The organism is Geodermatophilus sp. SYSU D00691, from assembly GCF_054050275.1.
The window spans coordinates 25,201-42,270 of sequence record NZ_JBJGYZ010000010.1 but is presented as its reverse complement, the minus strand read 5'-3'; the positions used below and the strand labels follow the sequence as shown (position 1 = coordinate 42,270).

The window sequence follows — 17,070 nt, the reverse complement described above, 5'->3', positions numbered from 1 at the left end:
GCCGGGCTGCCGGGCGCTCACTCGCGGGCCGGGGTCCGTTCCCCGCTCTCCGCGGGCGCCCCGGTCGGCGGCTCGGCGAGCGCCTCCGCCGTCCTCGGCCGGTGCGTGCGGCGGGTGCGCGGTGGTCGCCCTCCCGACACCCCGGCGAGCAGCACCGCCGCCCAGCGGCGTTCGGGGTCCTGCACGACGAGCACGGCGTGCACGAAGAGGGTGAGCGGGACCGCCAGGACGGCGCCCATCGGCCCCAGGACGAGGGTCCAGACGATGACCGACAGGAAGGTCAGGGTGACCGAGAGACCGACCGTGTCTCCGACCACCACCGGCTGGACCACCGACTGCAGGACGAAGTTCGCCAGCGAGTAGATGAGCACGACCAGCAGCGCCGTGCCGGGGCCGTCCACCAGGAGGGCGAGCAGGGTCGGCGGGGCCAGCCCGAGGAAGAACCCGATGTTGGGCACGTAGTTGGTGAGGAACGACAGCAGGCCCCACAGCAGCGCCAGCGGGATGCCGAGGACCAGCAGCGCGATCGTGTCGACCACGGCCACGGCGAAGCCGAAGACCGTCGTCACCACCAGGTAGCTCCGGGTGTTCCGCGCGAACTCGCCGAGGGCCGCGCGCAGCCGGCTCGTGCCGGGCACCCGGGCGAGCCGCTCGGGCAACCCGGCGCCCTCGACGGACATGAACAGCGCCGTCGCCAGCACGAGGACGAACGCGCCGAGCCACCCGACCACGGTCCCGAGGAACCCGCCCACCACGTCGACGACGCTGCTCAGCTGGATCGACGAGAGCGCCTGCTCCACCTGGTCGCGGCCGATCCCCGCCGAGCTCAGGGCCGACCGGAGGCCGTCGAGCATCTTGTCCCACTCGTCGGCGTACTGCGGCAGCACGGTCGCCAGCTGGCCGACCGACACGACGACGGCGATCGAGAAGGCGATGAGGCCGCCGTCGACGACGAGCACCACCGCCGCGACGGCGAGGCCGCGCCGCACCCCCCGCCGGACCAGCACGCCGACGAGCGGCTGCGCCACGACGGTGAGCACGAACGCGAGCAGGACCGGCGCCAGTACCGGCGCCCCGGCCCGGATGCCCCACACGGCGACGGCAGCTCCGGCAACGCCCAGCACGACGGTGAGCCACAGCGGGAGGGCGCGCCGGACCTCGGGGTCGGTCATCCCCCCACGCTGGACGACGCCGGGCCCCTCGGCGTCGTCTCCCGCGGGTGAGCCGTCAGCCCGCGCGGGGGCGGGCGAACGCCGAGATCATGGGGTGCACCTCGGCCGTGCAGGTGCCGGAGGTGACCGCGGGGTCGGCCTCCCGGATGCGGTGCAGCTCCGCGGCGTCGTCGGCCTCGACGACCGCCATGCCCCACGCGCCGGTCGGCTCGGCGACGGGGCCGTAGACGACGACGCTGCCGCCCTCGAGCAGACCGGCCCAGTAGCGGCCGTGCTCGGCCATGACCGCGGCCTCCTCGGGCGTCATGGTGAACGCGAAGTCCGGCCGCGGCGGGAGGAGCTTGTAGAGGAAGTGCTGCCTCACCGTGCTCCCTCCAGCGCGTCGGCGAAGCGGCCGAGGATCGTGGCCCAGCCCTGGGTGAAGGCGCCGCCGGTGTAGCCACCGGGCAGCGCGCAGTCCGCCGACAGCTCGGCGCGGTCGAGCGCCTCCCAGCCGCGGTGCTCCACGGCCACGCGGGTCACGGCCGGCGACAGCGCGGTGAAGGTGAGCTCGACCTCGGTGGCCGCGCCGGTGACGAGCCAGGTCATGACGAACCGGTGGGGCGGTTCCCAGTCGAGGACGGTCCCCCAGTCGACGGTCGTGCCGTCGTCCCAGGTCTCGTAGACGCGCCCGCCGGGCTGCGGCTCGAAGGTCACGTCGCGCACCCGGTCGCCGCCGCCGGAGAAGGGCTCGACCGGCCACCAGGTGCCGATCGTGGCGACGAAGACGTCGAAGGTGTGCGCCTGGTCGCTGCGCACCACCGTCGACTGCCGGACCGGCGGGCGGCGCAGCGGCAGCACCGTCGCGGGGGCCGGGTCGCCCGGGAGCTCGGCGGGTCGGGTCATCGGGAGCCCTCTCTGCGCGCCGGACCGGTCCCGGTCCGGGTCGGTCGCGGATCCTGCCGGACGTCGCCGCCGGAGGCACGGTCCTCCTCCACGAGACGGCGGGCGACGTCCAGCGAGGAACCCCACATCTGCTCCAGGAACTCGCGCAGCCCGGCCAGGCCCTCGGGCCGGGCGCGGTAGAGCCGCCGGGTGCCGTCGCGGCGCTCGGTCAGCAGGCCGGCGGTCTTGAGCACCGTGAGGTGCTGGCTGACCGCCGTCCGGGTCACGTCGAAGGCAGCGGCGATCTCACCGGCCGCCAGCTCGTCGTGGGCGACCAGCCGCAGGATGGCGCGGCGCCGCGGCTCGGCCAACGCGCGCATCGCCTCGTCCAGCGGCTCGGCCGCCGCGGCGTCCCCCCGGGCCACGGCCGTCAGCCCCAGAGACCCACGGCGTTGCCGTCGGGGTCGGCGAACATCGCGAACGTCCCGTAGCCGCCGGGCAGGTCGGTCGGGGGCACCATCCGGGTGCCGCCGAGCTGCTCGGCCCGCTGCAGGTAGGTCTCGAGGTCGTCCACGCGGACGTAGATGCGCACGCCGGGGCTGTCCTGCTCCTCGACCGGGCCGATGCCGCCGCCGATGGCCCCCTCCCCCGCGGCGGTGTCGACCAGGCCGTAGCCGCCCATCCCGGGGTCGGCGGCGACCTGCCAGCCGAACAGCTCCCCGTAGAACCGCTGAGCCCGCTCGTGGTCGGGGCTGGTGACCTCGAAGAACGCGACCGGTGCACCCATGGCTGTCTCCTCTGCTCACTGCGTCGGTGTGTGCTAACGTTAGCGACTGCTCACGCAGACCGTCAACCCGACGACCTCGGGCCTCCCCCCTGCGCTTCCCGCCCATTTCCCGTCGCATTCGTGCGAGGATTCCCACCGGTCCCGGAAATGGACGACGGAGAGCAGAGGGCATGTCCGATCTCGACCGGCTGGTGAATTCCTGCCTCATCCCCGGATTCGACGGCACCACCCTCCCGGAATGGGTGCGGAAAGCGCTCGGCGAGGGGCTCGCCGGGATCTGCGTGTACGGGCAGAACCTCCCGCCCGGCGTCGACGGGAGCGACCAGGTGGCCGCGCTGAGCGCGGCGGTGCGCGCGGTGTCGCCCGACGCGCTCGTGTCCCTCGACGAGGAGGGCGGCGACGTCACCCGGCTCGAGTACCGGGTGGGCAGCGGCTATCCGGGCAACCTCGCCCTCGGGGTGGCCGACGACGAGGCGCTCACCGAGGCCGTGGCGACGGCGATCGGCGCCGACCTGCGCCGGGCCGGGGTGACGCTCGACCTCGCGCCGTCGGTCGACGTGAACAGCGACCCGCGCAACCCGGTCATCGGCGTTCGCTCGTTCGGCGCCGACCCCGGCCTCGTCGCGCGGCACGGCGCCGCGTACGTCCGGGGACTGCGGGCCGCCGGCGTGGCCGCCACCGCCAAGCACTTCCCCGGCCACGGCGCCACCACCGTCGACTCGCACCTCGGGCTGCCCGTCGTCGACGTCGACGAGGCCGGCTTCCGCGCCCGCGAGCTGCCCCCGTTCCGGGCCGTGGTCGACGCGGGGGTCGAGGCGATCATGACCTCGCACGTCGTCTTTCCCGCCCTCGACGACCGCCCGGCCACGCTCAGCCGCCGGCTGCTGGTCGACGTGCTGCGCGACGAGCTGGGCTTCGCCGGGGCCGTCGTCACCGACGCCCTCGACATGGCCGGGGTCCGGGCCGCGCACGGCATCCCCGAGGCCGCCGCGCTCTCGCTGGCCGCCGGCGCCGACCTGCTGCTGGTCGGGGCCGAGGACGGCGAGGAGCACTGCGCCGCGATCCGGCGGACGGTCGAGCGGCACCTGCGCGAGGGCCGGCTGACCGAGGAGCGGCTGGTCGAGGCGGCCGGCCGGGCGGCCGCCCTGCGCGCCCGGGTCGCCGGCCCCGCGCCCCGGCCCGACGGCGAGGTCGGGCTCCGCGCGGCGCGGGCGGCCCTGCACCGCCGCGGCGACGTGGCGCTGCCCGGGCCGGCCGTGGTCGCCGAGCTGCGGGCCGGGGCCAACATGGCCGTGGGCGCCGCGGCGTGGGGCCTCGCCGGTCCGCTCGCCGACCTCGGCCTGCTCGCCGAGGCGGTCGCCGTGCGGGAGGGCGAGCCGCCGGTCAAGCAGGTGCTCGCCCGCGCCGAGGGCCGGCCGCTGGTGGTCGTGGTCCGCGACGCCTACCGCTGCCCCTGGCAGGAGAAGTGGCTGCGCCGCGCCACCGAGGCCCGGCCCGACGCGGTCACCGTCGCCGTCGGCATGCCCGACGACCTGGCCCTCGTCGCCGGTCCGGCGCTGGCCACCCACGGCGCCGCCCGGGTCTGCACGCGGGCGGCCGCCGAGGCGCTGCACCGGTGACCACGGCGCTCTCCGGGGCACGCCGGCTCGACGCCGGCGGGCGGGTCGACGACGGCTGGGTGCTGCTCGACGGCGACCTCGTGGCCGCCACCGGCACCGGCGCTCCGCCACCGGCGGACGAGACCATCGACCTGGCCGGGGCGTGGCTCGTACCCGGCTTCGTCGACCTGCACGTCCACGGCGGCGGAGGGCACGCGTTCGACGACGGCGCCGACGCGGTGCGGGCCGCGCTCGCCGTGCACCGCGCGCACGGCACCACCCGCTCCCTGGTCAGCCTGGTGTCCCGCCCGGTCGAGGAGCTGGAGGCGTCGCTGGCCGCCGTCGCCGCGCTCGACGACCCGCTCGTGCTCGGCGCCCACCTCGAGGGGCCGTTCCTCGCCCCGGCCCGCTGCGGCGCCCACGACCCCCGCCACCTGCGCGCGCCGACGCCCGAGGTGGCCGACCGGCTGCTCGCCGCGGGGCGCGGGGTGCTGCGCTCGGTCACCCTCGCCCCCGAGCTGCCCGGCGGCCTCGACGCCGTCCGGCGGTTCGCCGACGCCGGCGTGACCGTCGCCGTCGGGCACACCGAGGCCGACCTCGAGCTCACCGCGCGGGCCGTCGACGCCGGCGCCCGGCTGCTCACCCACGCCCTCAACGCCATGCCGGGCCTCGGCCACCGCGCGCCCGGTCCGGTCGGCGCGGCGCTGGCCGACGAGCGCGTCGTCCTCGAGCTGGTGCTGGACGGGCACCACGTGCACCCGGTCGTCGCCGGGCTGCTGTTCGCCGGCGCCCCCGGGCGGATCGCGCTGGTCAGCGACGCGATGGCCGCGGCCGGCGGCCCCGACGGGGAGCACCGGCTGGGCGGGCTCGACGTCACCGTGCGCGACGGCGTCGCCGTTCTGGCCGGGACGACGACGCTCGCGGGCTCCACGCTCACCCTCGACGCCGCGCTGCGCACCGCGATCGGCGCCGGCGTCGACCCGGTCGCCGCCGTCACCGCGCTCACCGCGACGCCGGCACGCGTGCTGGGCCTCGACGACCGCCTCGGCCGGCTGGCCCCCGGCCACGCCGCCGACGCCGTCGTCCTCGACGACGTCTGGACCGTCCGTGCCGTCTGGGCCGCCGGCTCTAGGGTCGCTGCCAGTCCGGCTTGAGCGCGTAGGTGTGCCGGTAGTAGTCGGCCAGCCGCAGCCGCCACCCGGCCGCCTCGTCGACGACCACGCTCACCCGCGGGTGCAGCTGCAGCACCGAGGCCGGGCAGACGCCGGCCAGCGGCCCCTCCACCGCGGCGGCGACCGCGTCGGCCTTGGCCGCCCCCTGCGCCACCAGCACCAGCTCGCGGGCGTCGAGGATGGTGCCCAGCCCCTGGGTGAGGCAGTGCGTCGGCACCTCGTCGGGCGAGGCGAAGAAGCGCGCGTTGTCGGCCCGCGTGCGCGGGGCGAGCGTCTTGATGCGGGTGCGCGAGGCGAACGACGACGTCGGCTCGTTGAAGCCGATGTGCCCGTTGGCGCCGATGCCGAGGATCTGCACGTCGACGCCGCCGGCCGCGGCGATCGCCTCCTCGTACCGCCGCGCCGCCGCATCCAGGTCTGCGGCGCGGCCGTCGGGCACGTGCACCTTCGCCGGGTCCAGCGCCAGCGGCCCGACCACGGTCCGCCGCAGCACCGCCGCGTAGCTCTGCGGGTGGTCGGCCGGGATGCCCACGTACTCGTCGAGCGCGAAGCAGGTGACACCCGAGAGGTCCAGCTCCCCGGCGGCCACCTGCCGCGCCAGCTCGGCGTAGATGCCCTCGGGCGAGGAGCCGGTCGCCAGCCCCAGCACAGCCGTGGGCCGGCGGCGCGCCACGGCCGCCACCTTCGCCGCCGCCAGCCGGCCCACCGCCCCGGCGTCGGGCAGCAGCACCACCTCCACGTCAGGCCCCCGCGGGGACCAGCCCGCGGACGGTGAGCGCCGCCCCGATCGGGGCCACCGGCACCTCCTGCGGCACCACCTGCAGCCGGTCGGCCAGCGCCAGGCTGCGCAGGAACGCCGAGCCCGCGGCCTGCCGGCGCACCGAGGCGGCGACCGCGTCGAGCAGCGGCGTCCCGACCTCGGCCACGCCCCCGCCCAGGACGACGTGCTCGACGTCGCAGGTCAGCACCAGGAGGCGCACCGCGGCGGCCACCGCGTCGGCGAACGCGTCGCGCACCCGCACCGCCCGCGGGTCGCCCTCGGCGGCCGCGGCGAACAGGTCGACCGCGGTGGGCCGGCCGTCGCGGTTGGGCCAGGCCGCGTCGATCGCCGTCCCCGAGGCGTAGAGCTCCAGGCAGCCGCGCTGCCCGCACGGGCACAGCGGGCCGGCGTGGTCGACCGGGACGTGCCCGATCTCCCCTGCCGCGCCGCGGTGCCCGCGGCGCAGCTCGCCGCCCAGCAGCAGGCCGGCGGCCACCCCGGTGCCCAGCGCCAGGAACGCCAGGTCACCGGCCAGCCCGAGCACCCGCGCGGCACCGACGGCGGCGACGTTCAGGTCGTTCTCGACGACGACGGGCACGCCGCCGAGGCGGGCACCCAGCATCGGCGCGAGCTCGACCTCCTCGTCGGAGATGCCGAGGTTGACCGCGTGCGTCAGCCGGCCGGTGACCGGGTCGACCAGGCCCGGCACCCCGGCACCGACGCCGGCGAGGGCCGCCGGCTCCGGCCCGGCGCCGGCGCACAGCCGCGCGACCACCTCGGCCGCGGCGGCGACCACGCCGTCGGCGCCGGGTCGGGTCGAGACCCGGGCGGTGGCGCGCACCCGCGCGTCGTCGTCGAGCAGCACCCCGAGGACCTTCGTACCGCCGATGTCGAGGCCGACCGACCAGCGGTCCGCGGTCACCCCTTCACCGCCCCGGCGACGAGCCCGGCGCTCATCCGCTTCTGCACGAACAGGAAGAAGACGATCACGGGGACCGAGATGAGGGTGGCGCCGGCCATGACCACGCCCCAGTCGGTGGCCCGGTTGGCCTCGACCAGGCCCTGCAGCCACAGCGGCAGCGTGCGCTGCGCCGGGTCGGTCATGACCACCAGCGCCAGCGTGTACTCGTTCCAGGCCTGCAGGAACCCGTACACCCCCGAGGCCACCAGCCCCGGCGCCAGCAGCGGGAACGTGATCCGGAAGAAGGCCGCCGTCCGCGACAGGCCGTCGACCATGGCGGCCTCCTCCAGCTCGACCGGGACGCCGCTGACGAAGCCGCGCAGCATCCAGATCGTGAACGGCAGGATCGCCGCGACGTAGACCAGCGACAGCCCGGCGATCGCGTTGACCAGGTGCCAGCCGTCGAGGACCTGGTACTGGGAGATGAACAGGCCCTCGGCCGGGATCATCTGCACGACCAGGACGAGCACGATGAACGACTTGCGCCCGCGGAAGCGGAAACGGCTGATCGCCAGCGCCGCCAGGAATGCGAACAGAATGGCGGCGACGAGGGTCAGGGCGGTGACCGCGAGGGACACCCGGAAAGACGCGAAGAATGTGGAGTCGGTGAGGACCTGGCGGAAATTCCGGAGGGTCCCGTCGAGCGGGAAGAAGGTCGGTTCCGGGGTGCGCAGCCGATTGGTCGGCAGGAACGCGGAATTGACCATCCAGTAGATCGGGAAGACCCAGACGAGGGCCACGGCGACGGCGAGCACGCCGAGCAGCCGGCGGCCGGCACCCCGCCGTCTCCCCCGGACGGCGGTCGTCATGCGTCCTCCTCCCGCAGCATCCGGCGGATGTAGAAGACGGTGAGGACCAGCGTGATGGCCAGCATGATCGTGGCCATGGCCCCGGCCATGGAGAACTCCTTCGCCAGCGAGTAGATGAAGGTGCCCAGCAGGTGCGTCTCCCGGGTGGGGGCGCCGGCCTTCTGCAGGACGTAGATCTGGGTGAACACGCGCAGGTCCCAGATGACCTGCAGCAGGGCCACGACGGTGAGGACCGGCCGCACCATCGGCAGCGCGATGTGCCGCAGCCGCTGCCAGGAGCTGGCGCCGTCGAGCTCGGCCGCCTCCATGCACTCCTCCGGCACCTGCAGCAGGCCGGCGTACACGGAGAAGACCACGAACGGGACGCTCATCCAGACGACGATCACGGTGGCCAGCAGGTAGAACGACCACGGCTCGATCAGCCAGGAGTGCTGGCGCATGCCGTCGAAGCCGAGCACCTCCGCCAGCACCCAGTTCACGACGCCGTACTGCGAGTCGAACAGCCACTGCCAGACGGTCAGCGTGGCCAGCACCGGCGTGCCCCACGCCAGCAGCAGCCCCACCTGGAGGGTGATCCGCGAGAACCGGCCGACCTTGGTCATGAGGACGGCGAGGCCGAACCCGATGCCCATGGTGAGCCCGGCGTTGACCAGGCAGAAGGCGATCGAGCGGCCGATCACGCTCCACACGTAGGAGTCGGTGAGCAGCTCGACGTAGTTGTCCAGCCCGACCCACTCGGCCGGCCGGCCGAACTGCTGGGCCAGCCCGTACTCCTGGAACGAGAGCACGAACTGCCGGGCGAGCGGGTAGCCGAGGCCGACCGCGATCGGCACGAGCGCGGGGACCAGGAGCAGCCAGGGCCCCAGCCGGCGGCGCACCGGACGGCGGCGGGGTGCCGCCGCGGCCGGGGCCGGGTGCGGGGCCGGGACGACGGGGGCCCGCGGGGGTGCCGGCGGGACGAGCGTCGCCGGGGTGCTGCGGGGAGCGGGCATGGGGCACTCCGGGGTGCGGGCCCGGCGCCGGGGGCGGGGCGTCCCGCCCCCGGCGCCGGACCGGGCGGTCAGTTGAGCGTCTGCGTGATCAGCTCGTCCGCCCGGGCCGCCGCCTCGGCGAGGTCGGCGCCGGCGGCCACCTCCTGGAAGAAGTCCTCCAGGATGCGGTCACCCTCGACGTCGGCCCAGTTCTCCGCCGCCGGGGTGAGCTTGGCGGTCAGCGCGGCGTCGAGCGCGGCCTGGGCGTAGGCGTCGTCGCCGAGCGCGTCGGCGTAGGCGCTGTTGCCCGGGATCAGGCCGTTCTCGGCGAGCATCGTCTGGTACTCCTCGCTGAAGATGACCTCCAGCAGGTTCCGGGCCAGGTCCTGGTTCTGCGAGAGCGCCGGGATGGCGATGTTGGAGCCGCCGGCGAACACCGTGGCGGGCTCCCCCGCCGTCGGGCCGGGCAGCGGGAAGACCCCGGTGAGCTCCTCGTTGCAGGCCTGCTGCTCCTCGAGCAGCGCCTCGGCCTCGGGCGAGGTGTCCTCCGGGTCGACGCCCTTGTTGCACTGCGGCAGGTCGATGCTCCACCGCGCCCAGGTCGGCGCCGAGAACATCGCGGCCTCACCGTTGTTGAACGGGACCCACGGCTCGTTGGAGTCGGCGTCACGCGGCGCCGAGGTGGCGTTGGTGAACAGGTCCTGGACCTGGGCCAGGCCCTCCATCGACTCGGGGCTGGACAGGTTGCCCACCCACTGGTCGCCCTCCTGCACCGCGAGGTCGCCGCCGGCGCTGTAGACCCAGGCGATGCCGTTGTACCAGTCCTGGCCGGGGAACCAGAAGCCGGAGAAGGTGGCCGCACCGGTCGGGTTGGCCTGCTGCAGCGCCACCGCCGCGTCGCGGAACTCCTGCATCGTGGTGGGCACCGCGACGCCCGCCTGCTGGAAGATGTCCTTGCGGTAGAACACCGCGCGGGCGCCGGAGTAGTACGGCACCGCGTAGACGGCGTCGTCGGCCGTGCCGGCCTCCAGGAAGCCCGGGAGAAGGTCGTCCCCGCCGAGGTCCTCGACCATGTCGGTGATGTCGGCGAACGCCCCGGCGTAGGTGAACGTCGGGCTCTGCGTGTTGCCGATCTCGACCAGGTCCGGGGTCTGGTCCTCCGAGGCGAGCGCGGTCTGCAGCCGCGGCACCAGCCCGCTCCAGTCCTGCTCCTCGATGACCAGCGTGGCGCCCTCGTTCTGCGCCTCGAACGTCTCGACCAGGTAGTCGCGCAGCTCCTGCGGGGTGTCGGTGCCGTTGAGCCAGAGCGTGATCGTCTCGTCGCCGCTCTCGGCGGCTTCGGACCCGCCACCGCACGCGGCGACGGCGAGCAGCAGGCCGACGCCCACGGCGGCGAGCCCTCCCGTGCGTACCCTCTTCATGTCGGGGTTTCCTTCCAGTGCAGCTCAGTCGGTGCCGGACAGCGCCGCTGACGGGGATGTGGTTCTCCGACTTGCAACTGGCCGGCTCGGGGTCGTCACGTGACCCCGAGCTGGCCGGACAGCACGAGGACGGCGGCCCCGGACAAGGCGCCGTCCTCGCCGAGCGAGGTCACCCGCAGCTGCAGGTTGCTGCTGACGACCGGCATGGTGCGTTCCCGGAGGGTCGCCAGCGCCGCCTCGCGCAGGGGTCCGTCCAGGAGCTCCCGAGGTCCGCTGAGCACGACCTCGGACAGGTTGAGCGTGCTGACCACCGGGGCGAGCACGATCCCGAGCCGCCGCCCGACCGCGGCCAGCGCCGTGGTGGCGGCGGCGTCGTCGAGGCCCTCGGTCCGGCGGCGCAGCGCCGGCACCGACAGCACCGTCTCGAGGCAGCCGCTGCGGCCGCAGGCGCAGGGCAGCGGGCGGCCCAGCGGCGCGCCGTCGATGTCGTCCCGCTCGTCGACGGCGGTGACGTGGCCGATCTCGCCGGCCGCGTGCTCGTGGCCCTGGACCAGCGCGCCGTCGAGCACGATGCCGGCGCCGACGCCGCCCCCCACGGTGAGCACCAGCAGGCCGCCGCCGGAGGCCCCCCCGAAGGTGAACTCGCCCAGCGCGGCGGTGTTGGCGTCGTTCGCGACGTGCACCGGCAGGTCGAGGGCGGCGGAGAGCTGGTGCGCGAGGGGCAGGTCGTACCAGCCCCGGTTGGGGGCCTGGAGCACGGTGCCGGAGGGGTCGACGACGCCCGGCGAGCCGACGCCGACGCCGAGCAGCGGGCGGGTGGCCGCGGCGACCAGCTCGCGGCAGAGCTCCAGCAGCGCCTCGACGGCGGCCGCGCCGGTGCGCCCGGCGGCGGCGGCCGAGCGGCGCTCGCGGACCTCGCCGGTCAGGTCGAGGACGGCGCCGTGCATGCGCTCGTCGTCGGCGAGGTCGACCGCGACGACCTGGAAGGCGTCGGTGCGCAGTCCGACCATCGTGGCCGGCTTGCCCGGCCGGCCCTCGGCGCGCGAGCCCCGCTCGTCGACCAGCCCCTCGGCCAGCAGCGAGGCGACCAGGTCGGAGATGGTGACGCGGGTGAGCCCCGTGGCGCGGGCCAGGTCGGCGCGCGAGCGGGGGCCGGAGTGGAAGAGGTGCTGCAGCACCATCGAGCGGTTGTGCACCCGGGCGTGCCCGGGGAGGACCTTCGCGGTCGGGCGCAGCAGCCGCCGCTGCACCAGGCCCTCGCTCGCCGCCGCCATGGTTTGTTAGGACACCGTCCTTACATACTCATGTCAAGAGCCCGCCCGCGGCGTGACCTGTTCGTGACCTGACTCTCCGGGCTCACCGCCGCGGCTCCTGGCTCAGGTGATCGTGGCCGGGGACTGCGCCGCGTCCAGCATCCGCTCGACCTCGGCCGCGTAGCCGGGCATCCGGAACCTGCGGTACTGGGCGAGAGCCTCGGTCAGGAGTCCGGTGGCCCGCGTCCCGTCGCCGGGACCGCCGCGGTCGAGCAGCATCCGCGCGTGCAGCCGCCGCACGTCGGCGGCCTCCAGGAGGTTCGACGTCCGGCCGGCGTCGTCGAGAGCTCGCGCGAAGTGACGCTCGGCGTCGTCCCAGCGGCCGCCCGCCGCAGCGGCCACACCGGCGCGGGTCCGTACCCGGCGGCAGTCGAAGGAGACCCAGTCACGGCCGGCCAGCAGCGCCTCCTCCACCGTCAGGGACAACGCGGCGGCCTCCTGCCGGAATCCGCCGAGGTACAGCGCCTCGACCATGGAGAACATGCAGTTCCAGGAGCCCAGGCTGCTCACCGGCCCGCCGGACGGGAACATCGACCGCGCCGACTCGTAGAGCGCCCCGACTTCCTCGGTGCGGCCGACGTGTGCCAGGAACCGCGCCAGGATGGCGACGCTCTGCCCGGCGTAGACCCCCGGCGGCTCCTGCTCGACCGCCCGGCGGAGTTCCGCCTCGGCTCGCCCGACGTCGCCCTGCCAGTGCGCCGAGAACCCGACGACCAGGTGGCCGATGAACAGCCAGGGCAGGCCCCCCTGGCGGCAGACGTCGATCATCTGCCGGCCCAGGGACTCCACCGAGGGGAGGTCGCCGCGCGCCACGGCCCCTCGGACACGGTCGTTCAGCAGGAGGAAGACCGCGCCGAGGTGCCCGAGCCGGTGCGCGAGCTCCATCGTCCGGTCGGCGAGCCCCGCGGCCTGCCGGCCGCCGACGGTCCCGTCGAGGTAGACCACGAACGCCTGCACGCTGCACAGGTCCCACAGGGCACCCTCTCGCTCGAACACCTCCGCGGCTCGCAGGCCGGCCCGGACGCCGTCGGGGAACTCGGCGAAGCCCATGTGGTGCACCGTCTGGACGTGCAGCACGTCGGCGAGCGCGCGCTCGTCCCCGACCTGCTCGGCGATCCCGCGCGCCTGCGCGAACATGGCCGTCGCCGTGGGGTAGTCCCCCGACAGGCTCGTGGCGCACGCCATCGCGCTGATCAGCCGGGCCCGGTCCGCCGTCACGACGTCGCCGAGGGCGTCCAGCGCACGCCGGCCCACCTGGACCGCTTCCGCGGGACGCGCCGTCCAGGTCAGCTGGTAGACCATCGCCCATGCCAGCCGGCCGAGCGCCTCGGTCCGGCCCAGCGCCTGGTACAGGTGGAGCGCGTCGTCCATTGTGCGCAGGGCGTCGTCCCAGCGGCCGGTCCCGCGCAACGCCAGCGCCTGCCGCTCGAGCAGCTCCGCGCGGGTCTCGCGCTCGTCGGGGGGCAGCAGGTGCAGAGCATGCCCGAACCTGGCGACGGAGTCGTCGAAAGCTGCCGCGTCGAAGGCCTGCGCACCGGCGATGCCGAGGTAGCGCACGAGCCGCGCGGGGTCCGCCGAGCGTCCGGCACGGGCCAGGTGGTGGGCGAGGTCGGCCGCGTGCACCTCGATGCCGTCGCTGTGGCTGCGGGCGTGGTCGCTCTCGATGGCGTCGGCGGCCCGCAGGTGCAACCGCTCCCGTCGGAGCGTCGACAGGCCGGCGAGCAGGGTCTGGCGGATGAGCTCGTGACCGAACGCCAGGCGCCCGTCCTGCTCGACGGGGGCGACGAGCCGTGCGAGCTCGGCCTCGTCGAACGCCTCGAGGAGGTCGTCGGGCGTGCCGCCGGTCACCTCGCTGACCAGACCCGGCTCGAACGTCCGGCCGAGCACCGCGGCCGCGGTCAGGGCGTCGCGGGTGGGGCGCGACAACCGCTCGAGACGCTGACCGACGACCAGCCGGACGCCCTCCGGCACGGACACCTCGTCGACGTGGAGGTCCCGGCGCAGCTGCCCGTGCTCGTCGAACAGCTCACCGGACTCCGCGAGGTGCAGGAACACCTCCTCGATGAAGAACGGGTTGCCCTCCGTCTCGCTCTCGATCAGCCGGACGAGCTCCTCGGGCGCGGGGCGCCCGGTCAGCGCCTCCACCATCGCCCGCACCCCGCCGGAGGACAGCCGTCGCAGGCTGATCCGGTCCAGGAGCCGACGACGCCCGAGCCGGCTGAGCAGCCGGGAGAGGGGATGGGCGACGTCGATCTCCGCGTCGCGGTACGTGCCGAGGATCAGCACGGGCAGCTCCGGCAGCAGCGGCGCCAGGTACTCGGTCAGGCGGATGGTCGGCTCGTCGGCCCAGTGCAGGTCCTCGACCACGAGCAGCAGCGGCTGGCGCTGGGCGGCCCGGGTGAGGAACTCCCCGACGCTGTTCCAGACGTAGCGCTGGGCGAGCTCCGGCGGCAGCTCGACCGGTGCGCCGATGTCCGGGAGGAAACGCCGCAAGCCCGGCGCCATCCGCGCGATCTCCGGGGCGACGCCCGTGAGCGCATCGCGCAGCCCGAGCGGGCTGCGCGGGTCCGCGGCCGCCTGCTCGATGATCTCGACGTAGGGCAGGTACGGCAGGGCGCCGTCCGTCTCGGCGCAGGAGCCGGTCAGCACGCGCGTCCCGCGGGCCTCGAACTCGCGGGCGATCTCCGTGACCAGCCGGGTCTTCCCGGCCCCGACCTCGCCGGCCACCAGCACCAGCCGGCCGTGACCGCCCAGCGCCTCCTTCGCCGCTCGCCGCAGGTCCGCCCGCTCGTCGTCCCGGTCGACCATCGGCGTCAGCGGCGGAGCCGGCCCGTGCGCCCGTCGACCGCGCGCCGCCCCGCCCCACGACACCTCGTAGAGGCGCCAGCGCTCCGGGAACCCCTTCAGCCAGAACAGCCCCCTGTCCGCGAAGGTCCAGTGGTCCGGCTCGACGCCGTCGCGGAGGTCGGCCGACACGAGGATCTGCCCACCCGCCGCCTCGGCCATGACCCGGGCCGCGGCGTGCACGGCCTGTCCGGACAGCTCCCCGTCGCGCTCGCCGACCTCGCCGACGTGGATGCCGATGCGGACCCGGACCCACCGGTCCGGCTCCGCGAGGTTGTGCTCCTCGAGCGCGCGCTGGATGCCGACCGCGCAGGCGACCGCGTCGCCGGGGGACCCGAAGGACAACAGGAAGCCGTCCCCGAGGAACTGCCGCTCCCGGCCAGCGTGCCGGCGGAGCTGGTCCCGCACGATCGCAGCGGAGGAGCCGAGGATCTCGTCGGCGATCGGGTCACCGCGCTGCAGCCGGAGCGCGGTCGAGCCCTCGACGTCGGTCATCATGATCGTGACCGTCTCGGTCGGACGGCCGGCGTCGGCCATCGCCTCGCCTCCCCCCTGGGGACGGGGCATCAGCCTAGGACCTACGGGGCGCCGGTTCCGGCTCCACGGCGGTCGGTATCCGGCAGGGAGTCACGCCGAGGTCACGGCCAGGGGTGGGACCGGGGACGGGTGGGACGGAAGTGCCCGCTGGGCCGGACACGCCGGGCGCGGTGCTGGCATGTGCACCGGGGGACTTCGGACCCTGGCGGTATGACGAGCACGTACGCCTACGGCACCGCCCATGCGGTGGTGATGGTCGGCTCCTTCGGCTCGGAAGGCCTGGCCCCGCGCCGGATCGGCCCGGCCCACGCCACGATCGGCCGGGTGAACGGGCAGAGCCGCAAGGCGCTGTGCGGCGCCTACGTCGCCCAGGACGAGCAGCTGCGCTGGCCGCCGGAGGGCTACGAGCCCGACCAGCTGTGCCCCGCCTGCGCCGAGCTCGCGACCCTCTGACCCGCCGCCCCCTCAGCCGCCGGCGATCGACGGCAGCACGTGCACCTGCGTCCCCGCCGGCAGCGTCGCGGCCAGGCCGCCGGCGTAGCGCACGTCGTCGCCGTCGACGTAGACGTTGACGAACCGCCGCAGCGCGCCGGTCTCGTCGCGGATCCGCCGGGCCAGCATCGGGTGGTCGGCGGCGAGCGCGTCGAGCAGGTCGGCCAGCGTGCCGCCGTCGACGGCGAGCTCGAGGTGCTTGCGCCCGCCGGCCAGGTCGGCCAGCGAGCCGGGCAGCACCACCTCCACGGTCACGGCAGCCCGGCCGCGCGCACGGTGAGGACGTCGGGCAGGTGCTCGACCACCGTCGTGAAGGTCTCGCCCTCGTCGGCGCTGGCGTACACGCAGCCGTCGCGGGTGCCCAGGTAAACGCCGGTGGGGTCGCCGGTGTCGGCGCAGAAGGCGTCGCGCAGCACCGACGTCCACGACCCGTCGGGCAGGCCGCTGGTGCTCGCCGTCCACGTCTCCCCTGCGTCGCGCGTGCGGTGCACCCGCAGCCGGCCGTCCGGCGGCACCCGCTGCATGTCGGCGACCAGCGGGATCACCCACGCCGTCCCCGGGGTGCGCGGCGAGCTGACGATCGGGAAGCCGAAGTCGGCCGGCAGGCCGCCGGCGATCGACGTCCACTTCTGGCCGCCGTCGTCGGTGCGGAACACCCCGCCGTGGTTCTGCGCGTACATCCGCTGCGGGTCGCCGGCGTCGATCGCCACCTTGTGCACGCACTGCCCGTACTCGGGCTCCTCGGGCAGGAACCCGGCCGAGATGCCGCGGTTGCGCGGCGTCCAGGCCCCGCCGCCGTCCTCGCTGACGTAGACCCCGCCGGCGCTCATCGCGACCACGACCCGGTCCGACGCCGGGTCGGGCAGGATCGTGTGGATCGCCGCTCCCCCGCCCCCGGGCTCCCACGTGGGCCGGTGCGGGTGGTCCCACAGCCCGCGCACCAGGTCGAAGCTGCGGCCGCCGTCGGCGCTGCGCCACAGGGAGTGCGGCTCGCAGCCGGCCCAGACCACCCCGGGCCGGTCCGCGGAGTCCGGGCGGAGCTGCCACACCCGCGCGAGCGCCGCGCCGGTGTCCTCCGGGAAGCGGATCGCCCCCTGCTCGGTCTCCTCCCACGTGGCGCCGAGGTCGTCGGACCACATGACGGTCGGGCCCCAGTGGCCGTACTGGATGCCGGCCAGCACCCGCGGCCGGTCGCCGCGGGTGTCGATCGACACCGCGGCGACCTCCTGGGCCAGCAGGTGCGGGCCGTCCACCGTCCAGGTGCGACGGTCGTCGTCACTGCGCGCGAGCCACAGGCCCTTGCGCGTGCCGATGGCGAGCAGATGGGTCATGACGCCCTCCCGGAGTCGACGGTCTCACGCGTTGGACC

The 17,070-nt window shown here is 75.2% G+C and carries 17 protein-coding genes; 3 read left to right on the top strand and 14 right to left on the bottom strand.

The window, feature by feature from the left end:
- Positions 1-17: 17 nt before the first annotated feature.
- From ACI797_RS09570 to ACI797_RS09550, 5 genes are read right to left on the bottom strand one after another with little or no spacing between them, the layout of a single operon-like run.
- Positions 18-1,172 carry an AI-2E family transporter gene (locus tag ACI797_RS09570; RefSeq protein WP_456858380.1) on the bottom strand — a complete coding sequence of 385 codons (1,155 nt, stop codon included), beginning with the start codon at positions 1,170-1,172 and terminating at the stop codon, positions 18-20.
- Positions 1,173-1,227: 55 nt separating this feature from the next.
- On the bottom strand, positions 1,228-1,536 hold the full coding sequence (locus ACI797_RS09565; RefSeq protein ID WP_456858379.1) for a YciI family protein: 309 nt from the start codon (positions 1,534-1,536) through the stop codon (positions 1,228-1,230).
- Complete coding sequence (locus tag ACI797_RS09560) at positions 1,533-2,057, bottom strand: SRPBCC domain-containing protein (protein ID WP_456858378.1); 525 nt, start codon at positions 2,055-2,057, stop codon at positions 1,533-1,535. The genes ACI797_RS09565 and ACI797_RS09560 overlap by 4 nt, the downstream gene beginning before the upstream one ends.
- A complete protein-coding gene (locus tag ACI797_RS09555) occupies positions 2,054-2,461 on the bottom strand; it encodes an ArsR/SmtB family transcription factor (protein ID WP_456858377.1) in 408 nt (135 codons plus the stop codon). Before ACI797_RS09555 ends, ACI797_RS09560 begins: the two co-directional genes overlap by 4 nt.
- A gap of 5 nt (positions 2,462-2,466) precedes the next feature.
- A complete protein-coding gene (locus ACI797_RS09550) occupies positions 2,467-2,823 on the bottom strand; it encodes a VOC family protein (RefSeq protein WP_456858376.1) in 357 nt (118 codons plus the stop codon).
- A gap of 170 nt (positions 2,824-2,993) precedes the next feature.
- On the opposite strand from ACI797_RS09550, the gene ACI797_RS09545 reads away from it, so the two are divergent.
- Together ACI797_RS09545 and nagA are read left to right on the top strand one after the other, a co-directional pair.
- On the top strand, positions 2,994-4,442 hold the full coding sequence (locus ACI797_RS09545) for a glycoside hydrolase family 3 N-terminal domain-containing protein (RefSeq protein ID WP_456858375.1): 1,449 nt from the start codon (positions 2,994-2,996) through the stop codon (positions 4,440-4,442).
- Positions 4,439-5,575, top strand: coding sequence for an N-acetylglucosamine-6-phosphate deacetylase (gene nagA / locus ACI797_RS09540; RefSeq protein WP_456858374.1), 1,137 nt, complete (start codon positions 4,439-4,441; stop codon positions 5,573-5,575). Before ACI797_RS09545 ends, nagA begins: the two co-directional genes overlap by 4 nt.
- Here nagA and nagB read toward each other — a convergent pair.
- From nagB to ACI797_RS09505, 7 genes are all read right to left on the bottom strand, one after another.
- Positions 5,550-6,332: a glucosamine-6-phosphate deaminase gene (gene nagB, locus ACI797_RS09535; RefSeq protein ID WP_456858373.1), complete on the bottom strand. Its 783-nt coding sequence runs from the start codon at positions 6,330-6,332 to the stop codon at positions 5,550-5,552. The genes nagA and nagB overlap by 26 nt on opposite strands.
- A gap of 1 nt (position 6,333) precedes the next feature.
- A complete protein-coding gene (locus ACI797_RS09530; RefSeq protein WP_456858372.1) occupies positions 6,334-7,275 on the bottom strand; it encodes an ROK family protein in 942 nt (313 codons plus the stop codon).
- Complete coding sequence (locus ACI797_RS09525) at positions 7,272-8,123, bottom strand: carbohydrate ABC transporter permease (protein WP_456858371.1); 852 nt, start codon at positions 8,121-8,123, stop codon at positions 7,272-7,274. Before ACI797_RS09525 ends, ACI797_RS09530 begins: the two co-directional genes overlap by 4 nt.
- On the bottom strand, positions 8,120-9,115 hold the full coding sequence (locus tag ACI797_RS09520) for a carbohydrate ABC transporter permease (protein ID WP_456858370.1): 996 nt from the start codon (positions 9,113-9,115) through the stop codon (positions 8,120-8,122). The genes ACI797_RS09525 and ACI797_RS09520 overlap by 4 nt, the downstream gene beginning before the upstream one ends.
- 68 nt (positions 9,116-9,183) lie before the next feature.
- Complete coding sequence (locus ACI797_RS09515) at positions 9,184-10,515, bottom strand: extracellular solute-binding protein (RefSeq protein WP_456858369.1); 1,332 nt, start codon at positions 10,513-10,515, stop codon at positions 9,184-9,186.
- Positions 10,516-10,610: 95 nt separating this feature from the next.
- On the bottom strand, positions 10,611-11,789 hold the full coding sequence (locus ACI797_RS09510; RefSeq protein WP_456858368.1) for an ROK family transcriptional regulator: 1,179 nt from the start codon (positions 11,787-11,789) through the stop codon (positions 10,611-10,613).
- Positions 11,790-11,891: 102 nt separating this feature from the next.
- Positions 11,892-15,239 carry an ATP-binding protein gene (locus ACI797_RS09505; RefSeq protein WP_456858367.1) on the bottom strand — a complete coding sequence of 1,116 codons (3,348 nt, stop codon included), beginning with the start codon at positions 15,237-15,239 and terminating at the stop codon, positions 11,892-11,894.
- 180 nt (positions 15,240-15,419) lie between these two features.
- On the opposite strand from ACI797_RS09505, the gene ACI797_RS09500 reads away from it, so the two are divergent.
- Positions 15,420-15,662, top strand: a complete 243-nt coding sequence (locus tag ACI797_RS09500) for a hypothetical protein (RefSeq protein WP_456858366.1) — start codon at positions 15,420-15,422, stop codon at positions 15,660-15,662.
- A 12-nt stretch (positions 15,663-15,674) separates the two neighbouring features.
- Here the strand turns inward: ACI797_RS09500 and ACI797_RS09495 are convergent, their stop codons facing one another.
- Both ACI797_RS09495 and ACI797_RS09490 read right to left on the bottom strand, forming a co-directional pair.
- On the bottom strand, positions 15,675-15,956 hold the full coding sequence (locus tag ACI797_RS09495) for a ubiquitin-like small modifier protein 1 (RefSeq protein WP_456539787.1): 282 nt from the start codon (positions 15,954-15,956) through the stop codon (positions 15,675-15,677).
- Positions 15,953-17,032 carry a WD40/YVTN/BNR-like repeat-containing protein gene (locus ACI797_RS09490; RefSeq protein WP_456858365.1) on the bottom strand — a complete coding sequence of 360 codons (1,080 nt, stop codon included), beginning with the start codon at positions 17,030-17,032 and terminating at the stop codon, positions 15,953-15,955. The genes ACI797_RS09495 and ACI797_RS09490 overlap by 4 nt, the downstream gene beginning before the upstream one ends.
- Positions 17,033-17,070 lie beyond the last annotated feature (38 nt).